The organism is Marinobacterium sp. xm-a-127 (genome assembly GCF_013283425.1).
Taxonomy (GTDB): Bacteria; Pseudomonadota; Gammaproteobacteria; order Pseudomonadales; family Balneatricaceae; genus Marinobacterium_E.
This window is the reverse complement of sequence record NZ_WBYH01000002.1, coordinates 406885-431428: the sequence shown is the minus strand read 5'-3', so window position 1 is coordinate 431428 and position 24544 is coordinate 406885. Positions and strand designations below refer to the sequence as shown.

General features: G+C 47.8%; 32 protein-coding genes. 18 read left to right on the top strand and 14 right to left on the bottom strand.

The features are described from left to right. The first annotated feature begins 5 nt into the window (after nt 1-5). The 9 genes from rlmH to lipA are packed head-to-tail and all read left to right on the top strand — an operon-like array spanning nt 6 to nt 8515. Complete coding sequence (rlmH, locus tag XMA127_RS05870; protein ID WP_173482032.1) at nt 6-473, top strand: 23S rRNA (pseudouridine(1915)-N(3))-methyltransferase RlmH; 468 nt, start codon at nt 6-8, stop codon at nt 471-473. A gap of 5 nt (nt 474-478) precedes the next feature. Next, nucleotides 479-2368, top strand: coding sequence for a penicillin-binding protein 2 (gene mrdA / locus XMA127_RS05865; RefSeq protein WP_173499043.1), 1890 nt, complete (start codon nt 479-481; stop codon nt 2366-2368). Further along, a complete protein-coding gene (gene rodA / locus XMA127_RS05860; protein WP_173499042.1) occupies nt 2368-3507 on the top strand; it encodes a rod shape-determining protein RodA in 1140 nt (379 codons plus the stop codon). The genes mrdA and rodA overlap by 1 nt, the downstream gene beginning before the upstream one ends. A gap of 29 nt (nt 3508-3536) precedes the next feature. Beyond that, nucleotides 3537-4520, top strand: coding sequence for a lytic murein transglycosylase B (mltB, locus tag XMA127_RS05855; protein ID WP_173499041.1), 984 nt, complete (start codon nt 3537-3539; stop codon nt 4518-4520). A gap of 3 nt (nt 4521-4523) precedes the next feature. Then, nucleotides 4524-5390, top strand: a complete 867-nt coding sequence (locus XMA127_RS05850; RefSeq protein WP_371731513.1) for a septal ring lytic transglycosylase RlpA family protein — start codon at nt 4524-4526, stop codon at nt 5388-5390. Nucleotides 5391-5432: 42 nt separating this feature from the next. Further along, nucleotides 5433-6569 carry a D-alanyl-D-alanine carboxypeptidase family protein gene (locus tag XMA127_RS05845; RefSeq protein ID WP_254449939.1) on the top strand — a complete coding sequence of 379 codons (1137 nt, stop codon included), beginning with the start codon at nt 5433-5435 and terminating at the stop codon, nt 6567-6569. A 40-nt stretch (nt 6570-6609) separates the two neighbouring features. Beyond that, nucleotides 6610-6882, top strand: coding sequence for a YbeD family protein (locus XMA127_RS05840; protein ID WP_173499039.1), 273 nt, complete (start codon nt 6610-6612; stop codon nt 6880-6882). After that, complete coding sequence (lipB, locus tag XMA127_RS05835) at nt 6882-7541, top strand: lipoyl(octanoyl) transferase LipB (RefSeq protein ID WP_173499038.1); 660 nt, start codon at nt 6882-6884, stop codon at nt 7539-7541. The genes XMA127_RS05840 and lipB overlap by 1 nt, the downstream gene beginning before the upstream one ends. Continuing rightward, complete coding sequence (lipA, locus tag XMA127_RS05830; protein WP_173499037.1) at nt 7538-8515, top strand: lipoyl synthase; 978 nt, start codon at nt 7538-7540, stop codon at nt 8513-8515. The genes lipB and lipA overlap by 4 nt, the downstream gene beginning before the upstream one ends. A 6-nt stretch (nt 8516-8521) precedes the next feature. On the opposite strand, the gene XMA127_RS05825 is transcribed toward lipA, so the two are convergent. Further along, nucleotides 8522-9442 carry a LysR family transcriptional regulator gene (locus XMA127_RS05825; protein ID WP_173499036.1) on the bottom strand — a complete coding sequence of 307 codons (921 nt, stop codon included), beginning with the start codon at nt 9440-9442 and terminating at the stop codon, nt 8522-8524. Nucleotides 9443-9605: 163 nt separating this feature from the next. Between XMA127_RS05825 and XMA127_RS05820 the strand changes: the two genes are divergently transcribed. From XMA127_RS05820 to XMA127_RS05810, 3 genes are read left to right on the top strand one after another with little or no spacing between them, the layout of a single operon-like run. Further along, nucleotides 9606-9839: a hypothetical protein gene (locus tag XMA127_RS05820; RefSeq protein WP_173499035.1), complete on the top strand. Its 234-nt coding sequence runs from the start codon at nt 9606-9608 to the stop codon at nt 9837-9839. Further along, nucleotides 9836-11152 carry a sulfatase gene (locus XMA127_RS05815; RefSeq protein ID WP_173499034.1) on the top strand — a complete coding sequence of 439 codons (1317 nt, stop codon included), beginning with the start codon at nt 9836-9838 and terminating at the stop codon, nt 11150-11152. Before XMA127_RS05820 ends, XMA127_RS05815 begins: the two co-directional genes overlap by 4 nt. A 28-nt stretch (nt 11153-11180) precedes the next feature. Beyond that, on the top strand, nt 11181-11969 hold the full coding sequence (locus XMA127_RS05810) for a sulfite exporter TauE/SafE family protein (protein ID WP_173499033.1): 789 nt from the start codon (nt 11181-11183) through the stop codon (nt 11967-11969). Between the two features lie 46 nt (nt 11970-12015). Here the strand turns inward: XMA127_RS05810 and XMA127_RS05805 are convergent, their stop codons facing one another. The 3 genes from XMA127_RS05805 to XMA127_RS05795 form a co-directional block, all read right to left on the bottom strand. After that, the gene (locus tag XMA127_RS05805; protein ID WP_173499032.1) at nt 12016-12861 is read right to left on the bottom strand and encodes a universal stress protein; all 846 of its coding nucleotides are present in this window, start codon (nt 12859-12861) and stop codon (nt 12016-12018) included. 9 nt (nt 12862-12870) lie between these two features. Continuing rightward, nucleotides 12871-14349 carry a SulP family inorganic anion transporter gene (locus tag XMA127_RS05800; protein WP_173482016.1) on the bottom strand — a complete coding sequence of 493 codons (1479 nt, stop codon included), beginning with the start codon at nt 14347-14349 and terminating at the stop codon, nt 12871-12873. 79 nt (nt 14350-14428) lie between these two features. Then, a complete protein-coding gene (locus XMA127_RS05795) occupies nt 14429-14668 on the bottom strand; it encodes a hypothetical protein (protein WP_173482015.1) in 240 nt (79 codons plus the stop codon). An 18-nt stretch (nt 14669-14686) separates the two neighbouring features. Between XMA127_RS05795 and XMA127_RS05790 the strand changes: the two genes are divergently transcribed. The 4 genes from XMA127_RS05790 to XMA127_RS05775 are packed head-to-tail and all read left to right on the top strand — an operon-like array spanning nt 14687 to nt 17492. Then, nucleotides 14687-15169: a DUF2489 domain-containing protein gene (locus XMA127_RS05790; RefSeq protein ID WP_173483252.1), complete on the top strand. Its 483-nt coding sequence runs from the start codon at nt 14687-14689 to the stop codon at nt 15167-15169. Further along, nucleotides 15169-15543, top strand: coding sequence for a hypothetical protein (locus tag XMA127_RS05785; RefSeq protein WP_173499031.1), 375 nt, complete (start codon nt 15169-15171; stop codon nt 15541-15543). The genes XMA127_RS05790 and XMA127_RS05785 overlap by 1 nt, the downstream gene beginning before the upstream one ends. Before the next feature lie 9 nt (nt 15544-15552). Next, nucleotides 15553-16704 carry a methionine aminotransferase gene (locus XMA127_RS05780; protein WP_371731512.1) on the top strand — a complete coding sequence of 384 codons (1152 nt, stop codon included), beginning with the start codon at nt 15553-15555 and terminating at the stop codon, nt 16702-16704. Continuing rightward, nucleotides 16692-17492 carry an amidohydrolase gene (locus tag XMA127_RS05775; protein WP_173499030.1) on the top strand — a complete coding sequence of 267 codons (801 nt, stop codon included), beginning with the start codon at nt 16692-16694 and terminating at the stop codon, nt 17490-17492. The genes XMA127_RS05780 and XMA127_RS05775 overlap by 13 nt, the downstream gene beginning before the upstream one ends. Here the strand turns inward: XMA127_RS05775 and XMA127_RS05770 are convergent. Next, a complete protein-coding gene (locus XMA127_RS05770) occupies nt 17489-18019 on the bottom strand; it encodes a hypothetical protein (RefSeq protein ID WP_173499029.1) in 531 nt (176 codons plus the stop codon). The genes XMA127_RS05775 and XMA127_RS05770 overlap by 4 nt on opposite strands. Before the next feature lie 102 nt (nt 18020-18121). After that, a complete protein-coding gene (locus tag XMA127_RS05765; protein WP_173499028.1) occupies nt 18122-18697 on the bottom strand; it encodes a rhodanese-like domain-containing protein in 576 nt (191 codons plus the stop codon). A 153-nt stretch (nt 18698-18850) separates the two neighbouring features. On the opposite strand from XMA127_RS05765, the gene XMA127_RS05760 reads away from it, so the two are divergent. Beyond that, nucleotides 18851-19393: a hypothetical protein gene (locus XMA127_RS05760; protein ID WP_173499027.1), complete on the top strand. Its 543-nt coding sequence runs from the start codon at nt 18851-18853 to the stop codon at nt 19391-19393. Nucleotides 19394-19402: 9 nt separating this feature from the next. On the opposite strand, the gene XMA127_RS05755 is transcribed toward XMA127_RS05760, so the two are convergent. Next, entirely contained in the window at nt 19403-19762 is a 360-nt protein-coding gene (locus XMA127_RS05755) for a hypothetical protein (protein WP_173499026.1), read from the bottom strand. A gap of 235 nt (nt 19763-19997) precedes the next feature. Here XMA127_RS05755 and XMA127_RS05750 point away from each other — a divergent pair, with 235 nt between their 5' ends. After that, the gene (locus XMA127_RS05750) at nt 19998-20786 is read left to right on the top strand and encodes a DUF3530 family protein (protein ID WP_173499025.1); all 789 of its coding nucleotides are present in this window, start codon (nt 19998-20000) and stop codon (nt 20784-20786) included. On the opposite strand, the gene XMA127_RS05745 is transcribed toward XMA127_RS05750, so the two are convergent. The 7 genes from XMA127_RS05745 to ppiC form a co-directional block, all read right to left on the bottom strand. Then, the gene (locus XMA127_RS05745) at nt 20783-20989 is read right to left on the bottom strand and encodes a zf-HC2 domain-containing protein (RefSeq protein ID WP_173499024.1); all 207 of its coding nucleotides are present in this window, start codon (nt 20987-20989) and stop codon (nt 20783-20785) included. The genes XMA127_RS05750 and XMA127_RS05745 overlap by 4 nt on opposite strands. Next, nucleotides 20986-21585 carry a sigma-70 family RNA polymerase sigma factor gene (locus XMA127_RS05740; RefSeq protein WP_173499023.1) on the bottom strand — a complete coding sequence of 200 codons (600 nt, stop codon included), beginning with the start codon at nt 21583-21585 and terminating at the stop codon, nt 20986-20988. Before XMA127_RS05740 ends, XMA127_RS05745 begins: the two co-directional genes overlap by 4 nt. Nucleotides 21586-21610: 25 nt before the next feature. Then, nucleotides 21611-22210, bottom strand: coding sequence for a DoxX family protein (locus XMA127_RS05735; RefSeq protein ID WP_173499022.1), 600 nt, complete (start codon nt 22208-22210; stop codon nt 21611-21613). Then, entirely contained in the window at nt 22200-22949 is a 750-nt protein-coding gene (locus tag XMA127_RS05730; protein WP_173499021.1) for a DUF2063 domain-containing protein, read from the bottom strand. The genes XMA127_RS05735 and XMA127_RS05730 overlap by 11 nt, the downstream gene beginning before the upstream one ends. Next, on the bottom strand, nt 22936-23787 hold the full coding sequence (locus XMA127_RS05725; protein WP_173499020.1) for a DUF692 domain-containing protein: 852 nt from the start codon (nt 23785-23787) through the stop codon (nt 22936-22938). The genes XMA127_RS05730 and XMA127_RS05725 overlap by 14 nt, the downstream gene beginning before the upstream one ends. A gap of 64 nt (nt 23788-23851) precedes the next feature. Then, nucleotides 23852-24178: a hypothetical protein gene (locus XMA127_RS05720; protein WP_173499019.1), complete on the bottom strand. Its 327-nt coding sequence runs from the start codon at nt 24176-24178 to the stop codon at nt 23852-23854. A gap of 77 nt (nt 24179-24255) precedes the next feature. Then, on the bottom strand, nt 24256-24534 hold the full coding sequence (gene ppiC, locus XMA127_RS05715; RefSeq protein ID WP_173482006.1) for a peptidylprolyl isomerase PpiC: 279 nt from the start codon (nt 24532-24534) through the stop codon (nt 24256-24258). Between the last annotated feature and the right edge of the window lie 10 nt (nt 24535-24544).

The following is a 24544-nucleotide window of genomic DNA, read 5'->3' as shown; positions in this document are numbered from 1 at the left end:
GCCTTATGCGTATACGGTTGCTTGCAGTCGGCACTAAGATGCCAAAATGGGTCACGGACGGTTACCAAGAGTACTGCAAGCGTCTTCCCTCTGATTTTCAGCTAGAACTGGTTGAATTACAGCCTGGTCATCGTGGCAAAGGGGCTGATATCCAACGGGCTATGCGCTCTGAAGGTGACGCCATGTTGGCGGCCATTCCTAAAGGTGATCGAGTGATCGCTCTCTGTGTTGATGGCAAGAACTGGTCGACCGAGAAGCTTGCTGAACAGGCTGAAAATTGGCGGATGGAAGGAAATAATATAACGCTTTTGGTGGGTGGTCCCGATGGTCTTGATCCTAGGTGTATCGCGGCTGCCGATCAGAAGTGGTCTCTATCGGCGCTGACTTTACCGCACCCATTGGTTCGCATTATTCTTGCTGAGCAGATATATCGAGCCTGGACCTTACTTCAAGGTCACCCTTACCATAAGTGAGTTAGATGGATCAGAGACGATTTAACGACTACCAAAAAGAGAATCGGTTCTTTGTTAACCGAGCAGTCGTCGCGTTTCTTTTCGTTTTAGTGCTGATGGCCATCCTGGTCAGTCGCATCTACTTCTTGCAGGTCGTTGAGCACGATCGATTCTCTCTGTTATCAGAAAATAATCGCATTAAACTTCAGCCAGTCGCCCCAAGACGAGGCCTAATTTACGATCGTAATGGCGAACTGTTGGCTGAAAACCGCCCTAGCTTCAGTTTGACGCTCCTTAAAGAGGAGGTTGATGATGTGGACTCGCTGTTGGAGGATGTCGCCTCACTGGTTGAGCTCTCTACAGCTGAAATAGAGGGGTTTAAAAAGCGTCTTAAGCACCGTCGTCGTCCTCACTCCACCGTCCCTCTCAAATCTCGCTTAACCGAAGAGGAGATCGCTAAGCTCTCAGTGAACTTCTATCGTCTACCGGGGCTACAGATCGAAGCTGATCTTGTTCGTTACTATCCTCACCCAGATTCATTGGTGCATGCCATTGGCTATGTCGGGCGTGTTAATGAGCGTGAACTCAAAACCTTAGACCCTAATAACTATGCTGCAACACACTATATTGGCAAGCTTGGGGTTGAGAAATATTACGAGCCACTACTGCATGGTCAAGTCGGCTTGCAACGTGTTGAAACCAATGTGCGCGGCCGAGTCATGCGTGTCTTGGAGCAAGAGGACCCAACTCCAGGTTTAGATATCCAGTTAAGCCTTGATCTAAAGCTGCAGCAGTTTACAGCGAAACTGTTGGAGGGTAAGCGAGCCGCGGTTGTAGCGATTGAACCCCAAACGGGTGAAATCTTGTCGTTGGTGAGCAACCCTTCCTACGACCCCAATGAGTTTGTAACGGGTATTTCGTTCGACAACTATAATGCGCTTCGCGATGATAAAGACCAGCCTCTTTATAATCGGGCTATCCGTGGAGCTTACCCACCGGGATCAACGCTAAAGCCCTTCACGGCGCTTGCGTCGGTCGACTCTAAATCGGTGCCGATTGATCACAAAGTGTGGGATCCCGGTTTCTATCAACTCTCTGAAAATGGTCGGAAGTGGCGAGACTGGAAGAAATCAGGTCATGGTCGAGTCGATCTGAATCACGCATTGGCTGAGTCTTGTGATGTCTGGTTTTATGATACCGCGTCTAAAACACCGATTGATGTTTACAGTGACTATTTAGGGCGTTTCGGTTTTGGACAGGTCACCAGTCTGGATCTGCCTGAGGCGGGCCGAGCACTTCTTCCTTCAAATGAGTGGAAGAAGCGTCGCGAGAAACAGCCTTGGTACCCTGGTGATTCACTCAACCTAAGTATTGGGCAGGGGTATATGATAGCTACGCCACTTCAGCTAGCGACAGCCACAGCCGTGTTAGCCAATCGCGGTAAGTGGGTACGTCCGCAAATGATCAAGAGCTTCATCGCTGAAAATGATCTAACGGCGGAACAGGCAGAGATTATCCAACAGCTACAACAGAAGCCGACACTACCCGATGTTGAACTCAATCACCCCGAGTACTTTGAAAAGGTTATTGAGGGTATGGTGAATGTGGTGAATGCTCCCTACGGTACGGCTCGCAAAGCCGGTGCAGGAACGCCTTATACCATGGCGGGCAAAACAGGTACGGCCCAGGTGGTCGGCATTGCTCAGGATGCCGAATATGACTCAGAAGCTCTACTAGAACGTCAGCGGGACCACGCACTCTTTGTTGCCTTTGCACCGGCTGATGATCCTAAAATTGCTGTGGCGGTAGTCGTCGAAAACGGCGAGGGTGGTTCTAGGGCTGCTGCACCGGTCGCGCGTGAAGTGATTGATGCTTGGTTACTGGGCGATTACACCAGTGAGTTGGGGGATGATTAATGTCTAAAGATTTCCACCGCTCCGTCTCGCCAGACCAATCTGGACTTCGCAAGCAGCGCTCGTTGTGGAGTTATACACACCTGGATTTACCCTTGCTTCTATTATTGCTGGCGCTCTGTGTAGCAGGGCTGGTCATTCTTTACAGTGCATCAGGGCAAGATTGGGCCTATGTTGAGCGTCAGGCCATCCGCATGGCTGCAGGTTTTGCTGCGTTGATTTTTCTCGCGCAAGTCCCCCCTAGGGTGATTATGAGGGTAGGACCCTGGCTCTATCTGCTAGGTGTGGCGTTGTTGGTTGGCGTTATTTTGTTTGGGGTTGGTGCTAAAGGTGCTCAGCGTTGGTTGGCTCTGCCCGGTTTTCGTTTTCAGCCATCAGAGTTAATGAAACTGGTTCTACCTATTGTGGTCGCGGGTTACATCGCTCGCTACACTCTGCCGCCCAACTTTAAAGCGATCATTGTGAGTGTGATCTTAATTGCGATCCCATTTGCACTGATTATGAAGCAACCGGATCTTGGTACTTCGTTGCTGATTGGCGCCTCAGGTGTATTTATTTTGCTCTTTTCGGGAATCTACTGGCGCTGGATCTTTCTGAGTGCAGGGATTGTAGCGGCTTCACTGCCTGGGCTCTGGATGATCATGAAGGATTATCAGAAACAGAGGGTGCTGACCTTTTTAGATCCAGAGAGCGATCCTCTTGGCTCAGGCTGGAACATCATACAGTCGAAGACGGCTATCGGTTCGGGTGGCCTCTCAGGTAAAGGCTTCTTGAGTGGTACTCAGTCTCAACTGGACTTTCTTCCTGAATCTCATACCGACTTTATTATTGCAGTAATCGGTGAAGAGCTGGGAATGAAAGGGGTGTTGGTACTACTCGCACTTTACCTTTTAATTGTAGGTCGTGGCTTAATGATTGCTGTTAAGGCACCTGACAGTTTTTCCCGTATGCTAGCAGCAAGTATCACGCTAACATTCTTTGTCTATGTTTTTGTGAATATTGGCATGGTCAGTGGGATTCTGCCGGTCGTAGGGGTCCCTTTGCCAATGGTGAGCTATGGTGGAACTTCTATCGTGACGTTGATGATAGGTTTCGGAATTCTGATGTCGATTCATACCCATAAATCGATGTTGCGACGCTAGAATAATAAGATGACTGCTTGGAGATAAGCATGCTTAAACGTGTTAAAACGATGGTGTTAGCGAGTTGTTTAGCGGTATCAACAGCTTCTTTTGCCGGTTATGAGGCTCATCCACGAGCTCAGATATTGATTGATGATCTGAAGGCTGACGGTTTCGAAGAGAGCTACATTCGTGATGTGTTAGGTCGAGCAAAGTATCAACAGAGCATTATTGATGCGATCAGCCGTCCAGCAGAACGTCGCCTAAATTGGGGTGAGTACCGAGCAATTTTTATTGAGCAGCGTCGCATCAACCAAGCCATTCAGTTCTGGAAAGAGCACAAAGAGACGCTGTTAAAGGCTGAAGAAATTTACGGCGTTCCGCCTGAGATTATTTTAGCGATCATGGGTGTGGAGACACGCTTTGGGCGTATCACAGGCAACTATCGAGTATTGGATGCGCTGGCGACCTTGGGTTTTGACTACCCTAAACGTGCCGACTTCTTCCTAGGGCAGTTGGGTGATTACTTTCGCCTAGCGCGCCAAGAGGGTGTTGAGCCTGGTGTTTTGAAAGGCTCCTATGCTGGCGCTATGGGGTATGGTCAATTCATCCCTTCTAGCTTCTTAGCTTATGCCGTCGATTTTGACGGCGATCAGCAGCGCGATATTTGGGGTAACCCTGTTGATGCGATTGGCAGTGTGGCTAACTACTTTGCTCGTCATGGCTGGCGTGCGGGTGAGCCCATTGTCAGTGACGTCCTTTTGAATGGCAGTGTTGATTCAGAGTGGTTTAACAAGAGTCTTAAACCAGAGCTTACACTGGGTGAGTGGCGGCAACGTGGAGTGATTGCAAAGGGTGAGCTAGCAGACGATCAACTTGCAACACTGATGCGTATGAGCAGCGATCAAGGTGATCAATATCTTCTTGGACTGCATAACTTCTATGTCATCACTCGCTACAATCACAGTCGTCTCTATGCCAACGCGGTACGTGAATTGAGCGAAGCTATTCGTCTTGAGATCAACAAGGGTTAACGGGTGACAAGGTTCACGCTGAAAGCAATCGTAGCTCTATTCGCCCTGGCTCTGGTGGGTTGTAGTTCTACGCCTACCTACGATCGTGAAACGGCAGGCGGTCGATATAAAGTTCGAAAAGATTTTGCTCCTGATAATCCACCGGATGTATCCAATGTAGCCGATGCTGTTCCTGTCGACATACCCTACAGTCGTGGGGGTAATCGTTCGACCTACGAGGTCTGGGGTAAAAGCTATAATGTGCTCCCTTCGCATATTGGTTATCGAGCAGAGGGTGTCGCCTCTTGGTACGGCCTGAAGTTTCATGGTCACAAAACCTCTAACGGTGAGATCTACGATATCTATAAGATGTCTGCTGCACATAAGAGTCTGCCCATTCCTAGCTTTGCAAAAGTGACTAATCTGGATAACGGTAAGTCGGTTGTTGTTCGCGTTAACGATCGCGGCCCCTTCCATGAAAATCGTTTGATCGATCTGAGTTACTCAGCTGCGGCGCGTTTGGACATTTTGAAGCAGGGTACCGGTCGAGTTAGGGTCGAAGCCATTGATGCTCGTAATCTTGCTGATACCACTGAAACAGTAGAAGAAACGCCTCAATCTGTTGCGTCTCTTAAACAGCCAAAACCTGACGAGACCGGTGCGTTCCTTCAAGTAGGATCCTATGGAAAAGAGAGCTCGGCTCTGTCGGTTCAACGTCGACTTTCAGCGATGGATGGCGTCCAAGCCGTCATTAAGAGAGTTCGCCAGGGTGATGCAGAGTTTCATCGTGTGCTCGTTGGGCCGCTGACTGACACACTGTCAATTGACTCAATGGTGCAAAGTTTGGAGTCGATGGGCTATTCATCACCATTGCTGATAAAATCCCCCTAAACTGTTTTAACCTATTTAAAAGTTGTAAAGATGCTCTCAAAAATGCGTTCTCTAATTTTTCTGTTTGTTGCGATTGCGACGGTTCAAATTCAGGCAGCCGTTCTGCCTCCACCACCTCAATTAGCGGCAACAGCTTACGTCTTAATGGATGCCTCGACGGGTGACATCATTGCTGAGTCAGGTGCAGATGGTCAGTTTGCACCAGCTAGTTTGACTAAGATGATGACCAGCTACATTGTTGAGCACGAAGTGTCTGAGGGTAACATCAGCTTTAACGACCTGGTTCCAATTAGTGTCAAAGCTTGGAAAACGGAAGGGTCACGGATGTTTGTTCGCGAAGGGACTCAAGTTCGTTTAGAGGATCTGCTTCGTGGTGTCATCATTCAGTCAGGGAACGATGCGTCGGTTGCTTTGGCTGAGTATGTGGCCGGGAGTGAAGAGGCTTTTGCTGATTTGATGAACCAGCATGCTGAGCGTTTGGGGCTAACCAATACTCACTTTAAAAATGCGACCGGTTTGCCTGCTGAGGGTCACTACTCTTCACCACGCGATCTAGCGCTGATTGGTCGTGCGTTGATTCAGGATTTTCCTGAACAGTACGCCATCTACAAAGAGAAGTACTTTACCTACAACGATATCAAACAACCTAACCGTAATCGCCTGTTGTGGCGCGATCCAACGGTTGATGGCATCAAGACGGGCCATACGGAAGAGGCGGGTTACTGTCTAGTATCCTCTGCTGTGCGTGATGATATGCGTCTGATCTCTGTGGTTCTAGGAACGACGTCTGATCAAGCTCGTGCCCAAGAGAGTCAAAAGCTGTTGGCTTACGGCTTTCGTTTCTTCAGAAACTATCCTCTTTACAAAGCGGGGCAAGAGCTCAACAAGCCTAAAGTGTGGAAGGGTATGACTGATTCAGTCTCTCTCGGCTTGGGTGGTGATCTGTCGTTAACCATTCCTCGCGGCAGCGAGAATCAGTTAGCTGCTACCTTAGATCTTCCAGAGGTTATTGAAGCACCTTTGGCAGCGGGTGAAGTGGTAGGTCATCTTCTAGTGACCCTTGAGGGTGAAGAGGTTGCTCGTGAGCCGTTGCTTGCGCTTCAGTCGGTTGAAGAGGCTGGTTTCGTGAAAGCGATCTGGCACAGCATTGTTCTATTTTTCCAAGGGTTGTTCGGTTAGTCACTGATTGAGCCACCTTTCGTTCACTTTAGAGGTACCTATGAACGAACCTACACCTCCTAAAATTGAGTTTCCTTGTCCTGACTACAAAATCATGGTGGTTGGTGACAGTGCGCCGGACTATAGAGATTTCGTAGTTAATACCATGAAGCTTTACGACCCGGATTTGGATGAGTCTAAAGTTGAGATCAATGCCAGTAGTAAAGGACGCTTTACCTCAGTTCGTGTATTGATCACTGCAACCAGTGAAGAGCAGTTGGCGCAGATTCATACCGATCTGAAGGCGTCTGGTCGCGTCAAAATGGTGCTTTAGTGGTATCTAATCTACCTCTTATCGTTCGCTATTTAGGGCGTCAGCCCTATCTAGAAGCCTTTGATAGGATGCAGGCTTTCACTAATGAGCGGACGGCTGATACCGCGGATGAGCTTTGGGTGTTAGAGCATGAACCTGTCTTTACACAGGGGCAAGCTGGTAAAGCAGAGCACTTGTTGGGCACCGGGGATATTCCCGTCGTTCAAGTTGATCGAGGTGGTCAGGTTACCTACCACGGGCCGGGTCAGCTGGTGATCTATCTACTGCTTGATTTAAAACGTAATAAGTTGGGTGTTAGAGATCTGGTCACACTGATGGAGGATTCGGTTGTCTCCCTATTGGCTGACTATCGAGTCACAGCCGCTGCAAAACCAGAGGCGCCGGGTGTTTATGTCGAAGGAGACAAGATCTGTTCACTGGGGCTGCGCGTACGCAAGAGTCGTAGCTTTCATGGTTTAGCGCTCAATATCGATATGGATCTTGAGCCTTTCTTACGAATTAATCCCTGTGGCTATGCAGGGCTTCAGATGACACAGTTATCAAGGTTTGACCCTTCTGCGACTAAAGTAGAAAAGATTGGGGCTGAACTAGTACAATATCTGGCAAACGCAATTGGCTACACTGAGTGGCACACTATTCATGGATGGGATAGCGAATGAGTGAAGAGACAATCAAACCTAAGGGGGTAGCGGAGCAGGGAGTTAAGCTGCGCGGCGCTGAAAAGTTAGCGCGTATTCCCGTTAAGGTAATACCGACTGAAAAAGAGGATATGCCGCGTAAGCCTGATTGGCTTCGTGTCCGCATGGGCTCTAATGCCGAAGTTAAGCGCATCAAAGATACTCTGCGTAAGCATAAACTTGCGTCGGTCTGTGAAGAGGCGAGCTGTCCAAACCTAGGTGAGTGTTTTACTCATGGTACAGCGACCTTCATGATCATGGGCGATATCTGTACACGCCGTTGTCCATTCTGTGACGTTGCCCATGGCCGCCCTAATGCATTATCGCCAGACGAGCCTATTGAATTAGCAACAGCGATTGCGGATATGCGTCTTCGTTACGTGGTCATTACCTCTGTAGACCGAGACGACCTGCGTGACGGTGGCGCACAGCATTTTGCTGACTGTATTCGCGAAACCCGTGAACGTCTGCCCTCTATTGAAATAGAGACCCTGGTGCCTGACTTCCGTGGCCGCATGGATATCGCATTGGACATCCTTAAAGATACCCCACCCGATGTCTTTAACCACAACCTAGAAACAGTGCCTCGTCTCTACAAACAGGTTCGTCCAGGGGCTGATTATGCTTGGTCATTGGAACTACTAAAACGCTATAAGGCATTGCGTCCAGAAGTGCGAACTAAATCAGGTTTGATGGTCGGTGTCGGTGAGACAAACGAAGAGATTGTCGAGGTGATGAAGGATCTTCGCGCACATGACGTCAACATGATTACGATTGGGCAGTACCTACAACCAAGTCGTGATCACCTACCCGTTGATCGATTTGTGACGCCTGATGAGTTCGCAGAGTTTGAGGCGTTGGCAAAAGAGATGGGCTTCAGTCATGTTGCCAGTGGGCCTTTGGTCCGCTCATCCTACCACGCTGACCTACAAGCTAAAGGTGAAAAGGTAGGCTAAGTAACGCTACTGAGTGTTGGCGATAAGTGTCTTTGCTTGAGCCAGCATCACCTCTTTAATACTTTCATAGATGGTATTCTCCAGCATCTCTTCACGCGCCCAAAGATAGATATTTCTCGGTTGAGACAGCTCTCTTTTGAACTCTATCCGCTTAAACTCTTCAGAATCTTTAAATACTTGCATCGGCACGTTGGGCAATACCGCTAGATGCTTCCCTTTACGAAGAGTCTCCAATAGAAGATACCCCTCATTACGAAAGACAATCTGAGTACGTATTTTTGCCAGGCCAGACTCTTTAAGCAGTTCCATCACCTCACGTTCAAAAGGTGATCCGTGGCCAAGGCTTAACCAATTCGCTGAGGCTAAATCCTCAATCGTTAAATTCGATTTATCGGCTAAAGGGTGGTTTTTACTGCAGTAGATGGCGATCTCATCATTAAAGAGGAGCTGTCGGTCACAGCCAGGTATCATTTTGTCAGACGCAGAGGGTGCAATCGCAATATCCAGTTGATTATCGATGAGGTGATCAATGACCGCTGTTGGGCGAGAGACCTCGATTGTCAATGAAGCCTTAGGGTGACGCTCTAACAGTGAGTTCATGGCGTCTGGCATAATCGTTGCCGACAGCAGTGGACCAATGCCAATGCGAATCTCTTTGTCCAAACCAATTCTGTAACGCGATGCATGAAAACGCGCCGCCTCCATGCTTCGGTTGATCGTTCGACCCTCACGAGCCAAAGCGACTCCAACAGGAGTTCCTTTAACACCGTATCGACTTCGGCTGAACAGCTGTGTTCCGGCCTGCATCTCCAGTGTTGCCATGGTGCGAGTCAGGGTTGGCTGAGTAAGTGCTAAATGTTTAGCAGCTTCCGTCAAAGAGCCCTTCTCAAGGACCACCGATAGATAATAGAGGTGTTTTGGATCCATACGTTTTTTTTAATTTGGCTATTTAAAAATGCATTTTACACATTTATAGGCAATCTACTAGACTGGCTAAGTTCTAAAAATAATAACCCTTGGAGTTAAATGATGTTCAAGAACGCACTTCGTAAAACTGTCTTCGCGACTACCCTTGGCCTAGCAGCGTTTAATGCGCAGGCTGCTGATTGTCAGCATTCCGGTTCTTTCTAGTGCACTGATCGGTTTTGACAAATCAAAACTGAATATTTTCGAAATTGCACTGCGCATCAGCTGTGTCGTGTTGATGTTTGTTCCTGACGGTTACTGGGATCTAGTCGGTCTAGGTGGAGCGGTTCTTATCCTGCTTGCTCACCGTCGTATTCTTGGATTTAACAGCCTTATTAAGGAAGGTGGGGCACTATGACCAATATTATTTACATTGTTGCTGATGATCTGGGTTATGCAGATCTAGGCTGTTACGGTGGTCGTGAAGCACAGTTTGGCATGATCTCTCCAAACATCGATCGCTTGGCAGAAGAGGGGATGATCTTTACCGACGGTTATGCGAACTCTCCAGTCTGTTCTCCGACACGTTTTGCCTTGATGACGATGGCCTATCAGTATCGCTTACGCGGTGCATTGGAAGAGCCAATCAACAGTCGATCAAAGGGTGACCCTCGTTTAGGCTTACCACCAGAAATCCCAACCTTGCCTTCACAGCTAAAAAAGGCGGGTTACAACACGGGTCTTATAGGTAAATGGCACCTTGGCTATCCACCTCATTTCAGTCCACTTAGATCGGGTTATGATGAGTTCTACGGCATTATGGCGGGCGGTGTGGATTACTTTAGCCATGTCAGTGGCAAAGGTGATCATGATCTCTACATTGATGAAGAGGAGCACCATGAGCCAGGTTATTTGACGGATCTATTGTCAGAGCGTGCGGTTCAGTTTGTAAACCGTAAAGCAGATGATGCGAAAAACGGCAAACCCTTTTTCCTAAGTCTTCACTACACGGCACCACACTGGCCTTGGGAGACGCGTGACGACGAAGAGGTCTCTAAAAACATCACCAATCTGTTCCATCTTGATGGCGGTAACATTCATACTTATCAACGTATGATTCACCACATGGATGAGGGGATCGGAAACATCATGGCTGCGCTTGAAGAGCAGGGCCTAACAGAGGATACCCTGATCGTCTTTACCAGCGACAACGGTGGTGAGCGTTTCTCAGATAACTGGCCTTTGGTCGGCGGTAAAATGGACCTAACAGAGGGCGGTATTCGTGTCCCTTGGGTGGTTCGTTGGCCTAAGGGCATTAAGGCTGGCCAGAAAACGGCTCAGCACTGTATGACAATGGATTGGTCTTACACTCTGATGAAGATCGGTGGTGGCGAAGCGGACCCAAGCTACGCAACGGACGGGGTAGATTTGACCCCTGTTCTAACGGGGCAAGTTGAGAACTTTGAACGTCCTCTCTTCTGGCGTATGAATCACCGGGATCAACGTGCCTACCGTATGGGCGATTGGAAATACCTGAAAGTTGATGAGCATGAGTATCTATTCAATGTCGTCAATGATGCACGCGAACGTGCGAACCAAGCTAAGAACTATCCAGATAAACTGGCTGAGATGCGTCAAGTTTGGCTGGATTGGAACGATACCATTCCAAGCATCCCTGACGATGCTTCTGTTAGTTTAGGTTATGGTCGAGCAGATATGCCGCAGCGATAAGCTGCGGTTTTTAATTTAGGACAGTGTGATGGAACTCACTCTACTCAGTAGCCTGGATCCTTATGCGATTGTGGCTGGATTCTTTTTCTCGATGCTGATCTTTTTATCGGGTGTTGGTGCGGGAGTGTTGGTGGTTCCCTCCTTGATTGTTCTGTTTAACCTGGATCCAACATTGGCGGTTGCCAGTGGCTCATTCTTTGCCTTTTTAGCGAAGGTGCTGATGACGGTCGGTCATGCGAAGCAGGGTGGGGTTAACTGGACGGTTGGTCGAAAGTTTCTCTACCTATGCTTGCCGGTCACCATCCTCAGTGCCTTGAGCCTAACGCTCGTTTCGGATCCAGAGATGCGAGTGACTGTGGATCGTGTACTGATGCTACTCGTGCTTCTTGCTGGTGTGCTCTCACTCGCTTCTATGTTTACTAAACGGATAAAAGAGGTTTTAAGCCGACTCAGTCTCTCTTGGCTCAGTGGTATCACTGGTTTTTTGATGGGTCTGACAGGTGTGGGTGGTGGAGTCCTAGTAGTCCCAGCACTCTCTTCATCTGGCGGGCTCTCTGTGAAGTCTGCCGTAGCGACGTCGATTCCTGTGGGACTGATTTTATCACTGGCTGTCTCAATCACCTTCGGCAGCCGCGGTGTTATGGATTATGCACTGGTGGCCTCTTTAATGGTCGGCTGTGTGATCTCCTTACCCTTGGCGTCTAAGCTCTTTTCACGCTTTAGTGAAGAGTCAATTAAACATATTACGGGACTCTTTATTGGGCTGGCACTGGTCGGTTTGGTTGAAGCATTGTTAGAATCTTTGAATATGCTGTAAAAGTGACAAAAGTCCGCCAGAGAGTATTTAACCTCTGGCGTGATCCTTATCTAAGGAGTAAGACTGGCGTCGGTGTTCGTCTTAGAAGTGAGGTAGTGGTACTGCCAACCAGCATCTGGCGGATACGCGAGTGTCCGTAAGCGCCCATTACCAGCAGCTCTGAACCTGTCTTAGACTCATGCTCCAGAATAACCTCTTCTGCTTCACCTGCCGCTAATGTGGCATTCACATTAAAGCCAGCCTCCACTAGAACCTTTTCAGCGATCTCCAACTCCTGTTTAAAGTCGAATGTCGCTGGCCCTACCATTAATAGCTCACAATCAGCTTCTTTCAACAGTGGGCTTTTGGCAACCATATCCAGAGCTTTGCGAGCGGTTTTACTGCCGTCGTAAGCGATCATAAAACGCTTGGGTTCAACCAATGCTGTATCTGTAATCAGAATAGGGCGATGCAGTGCGCGAATGATCGGTTCGATATGAACCCCCATTGCATCACCATGCGCGCCTTTGCCTAACACGAGCAGACGAGTATCTGACTGCTCCTCTTCAAGGGTCTGCTGCAGATCGCCATGACGTTGTGAGGTTGAGGGTTTGAATGCGCGGTCTTGGTTGGCTCTGTCTAGAGCGGCATTCAACATGACACGCCCCTGTTCACGGGCAATGCGCCCACGCTGCTCATCAAGAGAGGCGAGCTCCTCTAGTAGAGACTCACGGGCACCGAGCCCGATGGTGCCACTGAGTTGACTCTTCTCTTCCGTTGGGAATTCACGTTTATCTAGAACGTGCAGAAGCTTAAGAGGTGCTTGAAGAACTCTGCTCGCCCAAGCGGCCGTGTCACACACGGCTTCTGAGCGTTCACCGATGCCATCAATGCAGGCTACAACGTGAGTCATAAATACTCCTTAGTGTCCCATCAGCTCATCGATCTGATCAGGTTTGTCGTGAACGGCGAATTTATCCACAATGGTTGCGCTCGCCTCGTTCAAACCAACGGTATCAACCGCAATGCCTTCACGACGGAATTTAAGAATCACCTTATCCAGTGCGCCGACGGCCGTTAAATCCCAGAAGTGTGCACGTGATAGATCAATGGTGACACGATCCGTGTCCTCTTTGAAATCAAACGCAGCGGTGAACTTATCACTTGAACTGAAGAATACCTGGCCGACAACACGATAGACACGATGATTTTCGCCCTCGCCATCCTCTTTGCCAATGTAGAGGAATTGACCAATTTTGTTGGCAAAGAATAGGGCCGCTAACAGCACACCCGCAAAGACGCCAAAGGCTAGGTTGTGAGTCGCCACAACGACAGCGACCGTCGTCAACATAACGATGTTGGTCGACATTGGATGTTTGCGTAGGTTAAAGATCGACTCCCAAGAGAAGGTACCAATCGAGACCATGATCATCACGGCCACCAGTGCTGCCATTGGAATCTGCGAGACCCACTCATCCAGGAAAACAACGAGTATCAGCAGTACAACACCTGCGATTAGGGTTGATAGGCGGGTTCTGCCGCCTGATTTCACGTTGATTACTGACTGGCCGATCATCGCACATCCTGCCATGCCACCAAACAGGCCTGCACCGATGTTGGCAAGGCCTTGGCCTTTACACTCACGGTTTTTATCACTTGACGTGTCAGTAAGATCATCAACGATGGTGGCGGTCATAAGAGACTCAAGAAGACCTACGACTGCAAGTGGCAGTGAGTAGGGGAGGATGATCCACAGTGTTTCTAGCGTCAGAGGTACATCGGGCCATAGGAAAATAGGGAGTGTGTCAGGCAGTTCACCCATATCGCCTACCGTACGAATATCCAGTCCAAGTGCCATTGAAACCGCGGTCAAAACAAGGATGCAGACCAGTGGTGATGGAATTTTAGTGGTTAGGTAGGGGAAGGTGTAGATAATCACCAAGCCTGCTGCTGTCATGGCATAGACGTGCCAAGTTACATCAATCAGCTCAGGTAACTGCGCCATAAAAATCAAGATCGCCAGAGCGTTTACAAACCCAGTCACTACCGAGCGGGATACAAAGCGCATCAACGAGCCTAGGCGAAGATAACCGGCACCAATCTGAATGACACCCGTTAATAGGGTTGCTGCCAGAAGGTACTCAAGACCGTGCTCTTTCACTAAGGTGACCATCAGCAGGGCCATGGCGCCCGTGGCTGCCGAGATCATGCCAGGGCGTCCACCGGCAAACGCGGTGATGACAGCGATACAGAAAGAGGCGTATAGGCCGACTTTAGGGTCAACGCCTGCAATGATCGAGAAGGCGATCGCTTCTGGAATCAAAGCCAAAGCAACAACCAAACCAGAGAGGATGTCGCCACGTACGTTAGAGAACCAGTTGTAGTGTAGTGATGGGCTCATTGGGACCTTCAGGGTATTAAAAAACGAAAGTCCACAATTTTATCAGCTTTCAAGCTCTTTGTGGGTGACTGGTTTTGAGTTATTGATCGGATTTGCTGGGGATGTAGTTCTGAAAAAAACTGATGTGAGTATTAAAGCCCCGAGAGAGTGCGAGCGCTCTTTTGTGGTTCATTGGCAGCTCACCGGCTAGAATAGCGCTGAATTCCTTCGTATCAAGACCGCATAACTCAGCAGCTTGCTCTGCAGTCATTCCGGTTGGTTTTAAGTAGAGCTCCTCAATAAGAGTTCCTAGCTGTGCGTTTGAATCGAGAATTAACATGGTAATGGATTAGTGAACATGAACGAGAGTCTAGTATACACCCTGATCTTAATTGGTGTGATAGCCATTGCACTGCTTGCCTGGTTTATTACCAAACAGTTGCGTGAACAGCGAGAGATAACGCGTCAGTTAGCCGAGCAAGAGGAGAAGTTGGCGGTAGAGGCAGCAGCCAATCGACGTTATCTAACAGAGAGCATTCGTATCATCTCTAATGCCATACTGCACGATGACAAGATCACTTTGACGGAAGGGTGCATGCGTCTAAAAGTGATGATTGATAATTATGACGCATCGCTGCATCAAGATCCTGACTACCAAGTGATTGAAGAGGTCTACGGTAAAACTTCCCATATTCCAATTCTTCAAGATTGGAAAGCGCTGGATAAACAGTCACAGCGAAAATTTCAGATGGAGATGCTGAAAGTGGAGGCTGAATGCCAAGAGCGAATCCACGCGGCGGCTCAACGTCTGATCGATCATGAGATGCATCGGGTGCACTGATGTCCATCCTGCCAGTATTTATCTTTACCCTGCTGGCTACTCTACTGTTAGTCGCGGCACTGACCTTTGGCAGAACACCCAGTTATCGTCCAACAAGAGTATCGGTGATCAATCTACTTGAGCGTGTGCTCTCTGGAGAAGCCAAAGTGACCGAGTGGGATCTCTTTCTAGGCTTGCCAATACAGTCAGATCCACTACTTGAAGAGGCTAGGATTGATTGCCTCAAGATACATGAAGGGCTTGATGGCGAACAAAAAGCGAGTGAAGGTCTCGCCAACTATCTATATGATCGAAAAGGTCGAGAACGCATTGCAGAGGTTCTCGAACGGTTAAAAAAAGCGATAAAAAAAGAGCCCACAATACGAGAGTTTTAGGAGCCAAGCGTGCTGAACTACCCCAAAACTAAACTGCCTTCTGTCGGTGAAACCATCTTCACAACAATGTCTGCGTTAGCGGCTGAAAAGCAGGCAATCAACCTGTCACAGGGCTTTCCAGATTACCTGGGCCCACAGAAATTACTTGACGGTGTTGGTCGTGCGATTACATCAGGCAACAATCAATACGCCCCTTTGGCCGGTGTTCCCAAACTGCTGGAACAGATTAAACTCAAAGTTAAAAACTATTATGGTCGTGATTTGGATGTAACCAATGAAGTGACGGTAACGCCAGGTGCAACAGAGGCGATCTACTCAGCTATTACCTCTGTGATTCAGCCCGGTGATGAGGTGATCGTCTTTGATCCCGCCTATGATAGCTATCAGCCTGCCATTGAGATTAATGGTGGAGTACCGGTTCACATTAAGCTACTGCCGCCCGCTTTTTCGGTGCAGTGGGATGAGGTAAGAGAAGCCATTACCTCTAAAACCCGTATGATCATCATTAATACGCCGCATAACCCTACAGGGTCTATTTGGCAGCGATCCGATTTGGATGCGCTGGCTGATATTGTCAGAGGCACCGACATTTTGATCATCAGCGATGAGGTTTACGAGCATCTGGTCTATGACCGCCAAGTGCACCACAGTGTCAATACACACTCTGAGCTGATTGAGCGTTCGTTCATTGTCTCCTCGTTCGGTAAAACCTATCACGTCACAGGCTGGCGCACTGGGTATTGTGTTGCGCCTGCACCATTAACCAAAGAGCTGCGCAAAGTTCACCAGTACGTCACATTCACAAGCCACACCCCGATTCAACATGCGATAGCGGACTTTATGGTTGAAGAGCCAGACTACCCACGAACACTGCCGGGTTTCTTTACTCAAAAACGCGATCGATTGGCTAATGGGCTGCAAAACAGCCGTTTCAAACTGCTCAACTCGAGTGGTACCTATTTTCAGTTGGTTGATTACACAGCGATCAGCGATGAGCCTGATGATCAATTCGTACTGCGTTTGATTGATGAGGTGGGTGTCGCAGCGATTCCTCTTTCGCCGTTCTACTCAAACGGTGAGCAGACAGGTTGTATCCGTCTCTGCTTCGCCAAAGCGGATGACACCCTTGATAAAGCGATTGAACGCCTATGTCGAATTTAACGCTGAGCTATCTTCAGATCGATCTTGCTTGGGAGGACTCTCAGGCCAACCGCAAGGCTATCGAAAAGCAAGTGTTGGCTTTGGATAGCTGCGATATTGTCGTTCTGCCTGAGATGTTTTTAACAGGTTTTACCATGTCACCTGAAACCTGTGCAGAGCCGATTGATGGCAAGAACTTACAATGGTTGATTGGACTCGCGTCTCAAAGCGGGAAAGCTCTGGCAGGCAGTCTCTCCGTCTCTGTGGCAGGGGAGTATCGAAATCGCTTCCTCTTTATCACCCCTGAGGGGCGTGTCGCTAAATACGACAAACGCCATCTGTTCACTATGGGTGATGAACCAAATCACTACACGGCCGGTGAAGAGCGCGTCATTATTCACTACAAAGGGTGGCGAGTTATGCCGTTGGTCTGTTATGACCTTCGATTCCCAGTATGGTCAAGAAATTGTGATGAGTATGATCTGCTTCTCTATGTGGCTAACTGGCCGGCTGCTAGAAGAGTCGCGTGGCGCTCTCTGCTTCAGGCGCGAGCCGTGGAAAACCTAGCCTATGTAGTTGGGGTCAATCGAGTTGGTACCGACGGAAATGGACTAGAATATGCTGGCGACAGTCGGGTGATCTCGTTTGATGGTGAGCTATTAAAGGAGAGTGAGCCTTTTCAAGCCACGATCGAATCTGTTTCGCTGAATAAAGACGACCTTATGGATTATAGATCTCGTTTCCCGGCGGCGGCCGATCGTGATGCGTTTACGTTGAGCGGTGTTAAGCGCCGAATCGTTGAGCTTTAACGAAGTTTAAGCGGTCGCATGCAACGATATTCAGGTAACCCCTCTTTGGTGGGTACAATTGCACTGAGGCGGAGCGCACTCTCAAGATGACCCTCTAACTCCTTAGGGAGTGGGTCTTCAAATGGGTCAAATGTCTGAAAGTAATCGATTAAAGGATTTCTAAAGAAATAGAGTGCGGATTCAGCGGTAATTTTGTCGCACAGTGCTTTTGCTTTTCGCGTGCTTCGGGAATCATCAAACGCACCCTTAAGGCGTGCCTCAACGATTAAAATAATATCGGTCTCAGGAGAAGATGAGAGGTAAGCACGCATGCCAATCTGCTCGTCTCGGGTATTAAGAAGATCCGCTATGTTTGGGATTAACTGCTTATCTAGATCAAGGTTGAGTCTGTAAAATCCCATATCAATCAGTGTGACCGGTCTTTCGGCAAGTTGGTAGAAGGCTCTAGCAGAATCATCGGCTTTGAGAGCGCCGCTGGCCAATAACACGGCTGAGATAATGAGGGCTTTTAGAGAGTAGGTGTTCAATTCATATTCCTGATCAAAATTTAGCCTATTTTATTCATTGAACAGGAATAAAAAAAGAGGCCCTAAGGCCTCTTTAGAATATTTATCAGCTCACTCTGTCAATTAGAGTTCACCCTCAACCGTTGTAAGTCCATGAATGGTCCAATCTTGGTAGCCACCACGGTAGTAGTAGATCAGTTCTGCTGGGTAGCCTTCACGAATCATAGCACGAATACCGCTTGGGCTTTGTGGACAGGTGCTTGAGTTACAGAAAGCGTAGATCTTAGTGGTAACGTCTGCACAGCTCCAACCCTCACCCTCTTTCTCACAACCGAATTGATCCATGTTCATGGCAACTTCAGTGTATGGAATGTTGATAGATCCGGGGATGGTACCTAGTTGAAGAACGTGATCTTTCATACGCATATCAACGATCATGTTGTTCTCTTTACCAATCGCTTCGATCACATCGATCTCACCAACGGGCGTTACACCTTCTGCAGGAACCATGGGTTGTAGGTAACCTTTAATCAACGCAGGTGGAGTTTTAACTCGAGTGATCTCCATTGGGCCGTCTTCAAGTTCAACGGTATAAGCGTTCATTTTGTCCCATAGCTGGATGTGTTCGTCGCTGGCGATTGCAGTTAATGTGGTACCTGCAAATACCGCAGCGGTTGCGATGCTTAAAAGCTTTTTCATCATCTTTCCTCAGTGTTAATAGCGACCCTTACTATTTATAACCATAAATAAGAGCCTTATTACCATTATCCTCTTCTGCTTTGAAAAAGTCTTATTAATTTTGAACCTCTGCTATTATTCTTTGATCGAACACATACACCTGCAGGGCTTAGCATGAAAAAACTGACACCACTCTCTTTAGCCGTACTTTTGATGACAGTCTCAAGCTCTTCAATGGCAGAGATGTCCGTTGACCACAGTAAAATGACTCAACAGGATCATGAGATGATGATGAAACATCTCGGCATGGCTGAAGAGGAGGCCATGCCTGTCGTCAATGACCAGAGAGAACTCGTGTTGTTCCCTGAAGCTGAATACCATCTTACTTTGCAGAATATGCGAGACCACCTGAGAGGGGTTAACCTAGCCCTAATGAATCTGGCCTCTGGAGACTATGTTCAGGCTGCAGAAGCGATTGAGCAGCATCTTGGTTTTGGCAACAGTCACGGCGCCAATGGTCTGCATTCAGCTCGAGAGTATATGCCTCCTGGTATGCAGATGTTGGGTCACGGGATGCACACGAAAGCTAACGCGTTAGCGACGACGCTCAGGGATGCAGAGATTACCGAAGAGAGTCAGGAGATTTTTTTGAAAATGGCCGATCTTACATCGCAGTGTGTTGCCTGCCACGATGCGTATCGGTTGGGCGCCGAGTAGAACCTATAGCTAGTTTGCAGCGTTTGAGCTAACAGGTGATAGCACACCACCCACATCAACCGCCCCTATTGCAACGTTTACTATGGCGTTAGTGCCAACATCAGCAAGTATCTGCTCTTCTTTGAGAGGATTCTTGCCGCAACTCTCCAACATGTTGGATGCATTTTTGCGATCGACATAGTCCAAGGCTGCGTTGGCCCCGATGATGATGGGTGCCAATCCAACGGTCGCTACTGTCAAAATGGGCGTTGCTATATTACGTCCCCATTTCAACTTCTCATGCTCAGTGACCGTAGACATAGATGATTCACACTGGGCAGTGACTACATCACCATTGATACGAAGCTTATGAGCTGTGTCGTAACTCACGCTTGAGCATCCGCTTACCAGCAGTGTTGAGCAGATTAAAGAGGTTGCGATGATTCTCATTAGAGTTTGCTTTTGTACCATTAATGAACATTGTGACACTTATCTATATAGAGATAGGTTTTCCTGAAAAGTTCCCTAAGTTATTAATTTATTTTAAAAGTGACTCAATATTTACACCCTTTCGTATTCTGCTTTAATACACTCAATGTACCTAATTAATCTTAGGAGTTTGTTTATGCGTCTATCTATCTGCCCTCTAGCATTTACAGTCTGGTTATCGATGCTCGCTTCCGTCGCTTATGCTCAACGAGTCCCTGATCTTGAGCGTGAACAACGGATGGTGGATGAGATTGTTGATGTCATCTTTGATGGCGACCCTATAGAACTCAGTGACGGTGATCGGGAGTTTCTGGCCATCTTTATGGAGGCTGACGAGCCAAAAGGGACAGTAATCATCGCTCATGGGCGTGGTTATCACGCCGACTGGGAGAGTGTTGTAAACCCTTTACGAGTGGGATTGGTTGAAGCGGGCTGGAATACGCTCAGTATTCAACTTCCGGTGCTGGAAAAGAGCGCTAAATATTTTGACTACGTCGATATCTTTGATGCAGCTGCTCCTCGTTTCCAGGCTGCGACTGAGTTTGCGGGAGAGCAGGGTGGTAAAGTTGTTCTGCTTGCTCACAGTTGTGGTTCACACATGGCGCAACGCTGGATTAAGAACCAACCTGAATCCAGTTTAGCCTCCTTTGATGCCTATGTCGGAATCGGCATGGGAGCCACCGACTATAAACAGCCGATGGTCGAACCTTTTCAGCTCGATAAAATGCCAATGCCAGTCTTAGACCTTTATGGTAGTGAGGATTTCCCGGCTGTTATCAGAAAAGCGCCTGAACGTCTGGCTATGCTGGAAAAAGCAGGTAATCCAAAGTCAGCACAGTTGGTTGTTGAAGGGGCAGAGCACTACTTCAAGACTCATAAATCGGAACTGGTCGAGACTGTTTCAGAGTGGCTTGGGAAACTTTAATCCTTAGGATTTAAATCTTCCATCAGTTTTCTGCGCATTGCAGTTGCCTCTTTAAGAAGTTGTAACTGGCGTTGGCACTCGCGGCATTTGTGGCACATCATCAAGTGAGTCACTAACCAACTTCTGTTACCAAAAGCTAAGTCGGTATCCAGAGCTTGGGACATTAATTCGGTCGCGTGTTTACACGATGTAATACTGTTCATGCTCGCGCTCCTTGATCTTGAAACCAGCTCTTCTCAAGGCAGCTTCTTAGCTTCAATCTCGCTCTGTGAAGCAGTGTCCAACAGTTTGCTTCACTGATCGACAGTGACTCGCAAATCACACCAGTCTCTAGACCTAACAGTTCTCGCATTGAGAAAATTCGAGCGCTGTTGGCCGGTAACTGATAGACGCAAATATCAAATATCTGCCAAAAGTGATCATTCTCCAGACCTGCTTCTGGATTAGCCCATTTGTTGGGCTCTTTGTTGGGTGCCCAGTGCTGTTTGTTGTCAAAAAGTTCAGAGTTTGGGTCTGGCATATCGACGTATTCAAAAGGCACTATTCGTTTTTTATCCCGATAGGCGTCCAGCAATTTATATCGCAGGATGCTAAATACCCAAGTTTCAAACTTGGAACTTCCTTTAAATTGCTCTTTTTTATGCCATGCCGCCGTTAACGTCTCTTGAACAACGTCCTCTGCATCATCAGCGCCATTCAGATGCATGTTTGCGAAGGCGAGTAGCTTTGGACGAATCGCTGACAGTTTTGATTCTACCGAGTCGCTCTGTTCAACCTCTTTCTCTATTACGTCATTCATGATCACTAATAACCTTGTGCCCTTATCAACAGTGTAGGCGTTTTTTTAGCCAATAATCGATACTTATGTAACGTCCACTCCCGGTAAACATTAAAACCAGAAGCATAATGAAGTAGGTGGCAGCAAATTCTATGCCATTGTTTAAGATCACAAATCGCCCATTCTCAGTGAGCCAATCATAATGACCATAGGTTTCAAGTAACTCCCTACCTTTAATCAGTTGTTCACTCGCTGCAATGACACGCTCATTGGCTAACCAACTAGAGGCGTCCGAAATAGCTAGCCAACCATTTGGCCAATGGACAGTCCATGCAGCGACTAGCATTGTGACCATCAAAGGGATAGTGAACAGACGAGTAGCGAAGCCTAAGATGAGCGCAACTCCTCCAAAAAACTCCGCTCCCCCGGCTAAGGCGGCCATCAAAGTGGGCATGGGTAATCCAAGCCCCCACTCGCTGTTTGCAAACCAAGCAACGGTCTGATCAAAATGGTTGAGTTTATTCCATCCAGCCTGCAACAGAATGGGTGCAAGATAGGCTCGTAGAAGTAGGGGAGCTAGCCAATCGCCGTGCTGAATGAAGTTAATGGTTTTATTATGATATTTAACGAGACAACTAACGTTCATATGATGAATCCTTCGTTTGATGCAGTGCGCCAGCGACCGAACCTGATTGATACCATTGAATGGTTTGATCAACACCGAATTGTTTAAATGATTCTGTACAGTCAGTGCCTAACTGGAGTGCTAAATTTTCTAATTGCTGCTCTAGAGTTTGTTCTGACTCAATCAGCGATTGAAACAGTAGTGCTGAACTAGCGGTTAATAGATCGAAGCAGATCTGCTCATTCCAACTTCGATAGATGAGAAGATGAGTCGTCTCTCTATAGGGTTCAAAACCAGGCCGCATTAAATGCACTGGGTATTGATAAACCGCGAGCTGAGAGACTGGTGATACAGTAATAATTGAATCGAGCTGGGGCGTTGTGCCTTTTTTTATCTGAGTGATCTCTCCATCGAGCTTCAATTCAAGCCACTCGTAATGCATCAACTCAATCAGATGTGTTGGAAAGTCACTACTCTCTTTGTCGATGAAGGAGAGGAACTCAGTCGAAATGTCTGTGAATAGTGGTGAGTGGCTGTGATGATGAGTCAAAAATTGCTGGATTGAGCTCTGCCACAGCTGTTCACTCAAAAGGCTCTTAGTCACCGGGAAAGCGGTGCTGATGAAAGCATGGATATTATTTAAAAAGAGCTCTTGATAGATCGTCATTCTGATCGAATCATACCGATGCTTTTGATCTGGGTTTCTGATCGCTTGTCCAAACTCAACGACTGAATCGCGGTACTGGCTAGGCGGCTGCATAGTCATGTGACACCTCTCGTTGAAGAGTGCGAATGATCTCGGTCTCTTTAAGCAGGTCGACCATAGGTGGGATGTTGAAATCTCGCTCTAACAGAGTTGAGTGAGCACCATGTTGCCGGTAGGTCTGCTTTAACAACGCCCATACAGGATCCGCTACAGGGGCGCCATGAGTGTCGATTAAAAGATCTGGCTGCTCGACGTAGTGTCCTGCAACATGAATGTATTCGATCCTATCAGTCGGAAGTGTCTCGATGAACCGGTAAGGGTCATATCCGTGGTTAATACTGTTCACATAAAGATTATTCACATCCAGCAGTAAACGACAGTCTGATTCAGCAAGAATCGCTTTTAGGAACTCCAACTCCGTCATGTCGATCAGCGACGGTGAATAGTATGAGACATTCTCTATGGCGATTGGGCGATTCAGAATATCGCTGGTCTGCCTAATACGCTGAGATATCCACTTAACGCCCTCTTCGGTAAACGGAACAGGCATAAGATCATAGAGATGTCCTTGGTCAGAGCAAGCGCTGAGGTGTTCACTGAAATGTTCGATGTTATGCAGGTCTAAAAAAGCTTTTACCTGTTTGAGAAATGCGGTATCCAGTGAGTTTATTCCACCCAGCGATAGAGAGAGTCCGTGTGCTCTGAATGCGTAAGCTTCTGTAAACGCTCTGAACTCTCTTCGTAAGGAAGGACTAACGTGAAGCCAGTTCTCTGGAGCGACTTCAAAGTAGTTAATTGGATACTCTGTCTGTGGGTTTAGCTCGGTGATATGTTCTCTGCGAAAGCCTAACCCAACCTCTGCACTCGCACTGTTTGAATCGTGTTGTAACATGGTCAATTACTCCGTCAGTCACTTAAAAGGGACCTTTGCTGTGGTGCATTAGGCCCCATAGCTATTAGCCTGTAGAGCCACATTTCCCTTCGCCGCACTTGGCTTCAGTGGACTTTTTATCAGAACCACACTTGCCCTCACCACACTTTGCTTCCTGTTTCATTTTGTGTTCACACTCTTTACTCATGTCGTCACAAAGTGCTTTTTTCGCTTTGTTTTCCCCACATTTTCCCTCGCCACATTTAGCCTCGGCGTGAGAGCTTGCAACCTGCATATAACCTTGTGGCAGCGTTTGGCTTGAGAATGGATTGGTTTGAGCGGCGTTAACGGACATCGCTGTAGTGAGCAACAGAGCCGAAGAGGTCAGACCTAGAAGTTGTGAATGTTTCATAATGATCTCCAAAAATAGGTATTGAACGTTTTGTTCAGTACTTAGTCGTGAGACTTTGGAGATCCTTACACATTTTTTTAGTTGCGGTAGAGAGTCTTAATTAGATGGTAGCCAAAACGGGTTTTGATAGGACCATGAACCTTTAGAATAGGGCGTTTAAAGACCACATCATCGAAGGCTTTGACCATATCGCCACGATGAAACTCACCGAGGCTGCCACCTTTCTTACCTGATGGGCAGATAGAGTGTTTTTTAGCGAGTTGATCGAACTTCTTACCCTTTTTAAGCTCAGCTAAAATCGCCAAAGCTTCCTCTTTGGTCTTTACCAAAATGTGTACTGCAGATGCGGTGGCCATAGTCTCTCTC

Excerpts from the sequence above, each read along its gene's own strand:
- rlmH (WP_173482032.1), top strand. The coding sequence starts at position 6 with ATGCGTATACGGTTGCTTGCAGTCGGCACTAAGATGCCAAAATGGGTC.
- mrdA (WP_173499043.1), top strand. The coding sequence starts at position 479 with ATGGATCAGAGACGATTTAACGACTACCAAAAAGAGAATCGGTTCTTT.
- rodA (WP_173499042.1), top strand. The coding sequence starts at position 2,368 with ATGTCTAAAGATTTCCACCGCTCCGTCTCGCCAGACCAATCTGGACTT.
- mltB (WP_173499041.1), top strand. The coding sequence starts at position 3,537 with ATGCTTAAACGTGTTAAAACGATGGTGTTAGCGAGTTGTTTAGCGGTA.
- XMA127_RS05845 (WP_254449939.1), top strand. The coding sequence starts at position 5,433 with ATGCGTTCTCTAATTTTTCTGTTTGTTGCGATTGCGACGGTTCAAATT.
- XMA127_RS05840 (WP_173499039.1), top strand. The coding sequence starts at position 6,610 with ATGAACGAACCTACACCTCCTAAAATTGAGTTTCCTTGTCCTGACTAC.
- lipA (WP_173499037.1), top strand. The coding sequence starts at position 7,538 with ATGAGTGAAGAGACAATCAAACCTAAGGGGGTAGCGGAGCAGGGAGTT.
- XMA127_RS05825 (WP_173499036.1), bottom strand. The coding sequence starts at position 9,442 with ATGGATCCAAAACACCTCTATTATCTATCGGTGGTCCTTGAGAAGGGC.
- XMA127_RS05820 (WP_173499035.1), top strand. The coding sequence starts at position 9,606 with ATGCGCAGGCTGCTGATTGTCAGCATTCCGGTTCTTTCTAGTGCACTG.
- XMA127_RS05815 (WP_173499034.1), top strand. The coding sequence starts at position 9,836 with ATGACCAATATTATTTACATTGTTGCTGATGATCTGGGTTATGCAGAT.
- XMA127_RS05810 (WP_173499033.1), top strand. The coding sequence starts at position 11,181 with ATGGAACTCACTCTACTCAGTAGCCTGGATCCTTATGCGATTGTGGCT.
- XMA127_RS05805 (WP_173499032.1), bottom strand. The coding sequence starts at position 12,861 with ATGACTCACGTTGTAGCCTGCATTGATGGCATCGGTGAACGCTCAGAA.
- XMA127_RS05800 (WP_173482016.1), bottom strand. The coding sequence starts at position 14,349 with ATGAGCCCATCACTACACTACAACTGGTTCTCTAACGTACGTGGCGAC.
- XMA127_RS05795 (WP_173482015.1), bottom strand. The coding sequence starts at position 14,668 with ATGTTAATTCTCGATTCAAACGCACAGCTAGGAACTCTTATTGAGGAG.
- XMA127_RS05790 (WP_173483252.1), top strand. The coding sequence starts at position 14,687 with ATGAACGAGAGTCTAGTATACACCCTGATCTTAATTGGTGTGATAGCC.
- XMA127_RS05785 (WP_173499031.1), top strand. The coding sequence starts at position 15,169 with ATGTCCATCCTGCCAGTATTTATCTTTACCCTGCTGGCTACTCTACTG.
- XMA127_RS05775 (WP_173499030.1), top strand. The coding sequence starts at position 16,692 with ATGTCGAATTTAACGCTGAGCTATCTTCAGATCGATCTTGCTTGGGAG.
- XMA127_RS05765 (WP_173499028.1), bottom strand. The coding sequence starts at position 18,697 with ATGAAAAAGCTTTTAAGCATCGCAACCGCTGCGGTATTTGCAGGTACC.
- XMA127_RS05760 (WP_173499027.1), top strand. The coding sequence starts at position 18,851 with ATGAAAAAACTGACACCACTCTCTTTAGCCGTACTTTTGATGACAGTC.
- XMA127_RS05750 (WP_173499025.1), top strand. The coding sequence starts at position 19,998 with ATGCGTCTATCTATCTGCCCTCTAGCATTTACAGTCTGGTTATCGATG.
- XMA127_RS05745 (WP_173499024.1), bottom strand. The coding sequence starts at position 20,989 with ATGAACAGTATTACATCGTGTAAACACGCGACCGAATTAATGTCCCAA.
- XMA127_RS05740 (WP_173499023.1), bottom strand. The coding sequence starts at position 21,585 with ATGAATGACGTAATAGAGAAAGAGGTTGAACAGAGCGACTCGGTAGAA.
- XMA127_RS05735 (WP_173499022.1), bottom strand. The coding sequence starts at position 22,210 with ATGAACGTTAGTTGTCTCGTTAAATATCATAATAAAACCATTAACTTC.
- XMA127_RS05730 (WP_173499021.1), bottom strand. The coding sequence starts at position 22,949 with ATGCAGCCGCCTAGCCAGTACCGCGATTCAGTCGTTGAGTTTGGACAA.
- XMA127_RS05725 (WP_173499020.1), bottom strand. The coding sequence starts at position 23,787 with ATGTTACAACACGATTCAAACAGTGCGAGTGCAGAGGTTGGGTTAGGC.
- XMA127_RS05720 (WP_173499019.1), bottom strand. The coding sequence starts at position 24,178 with ATGAAACATTCACAACTTCTAGGTCTGACCTCTTCGGCTCTGTTGCTC.
- ppiC (WP_173482006.1), bottom strand. The coding sequence starts at position 24,534 with ATGGCCACCGCATCTGCAGTACACATTTTGGTAAAGACCAAAGAGGAA.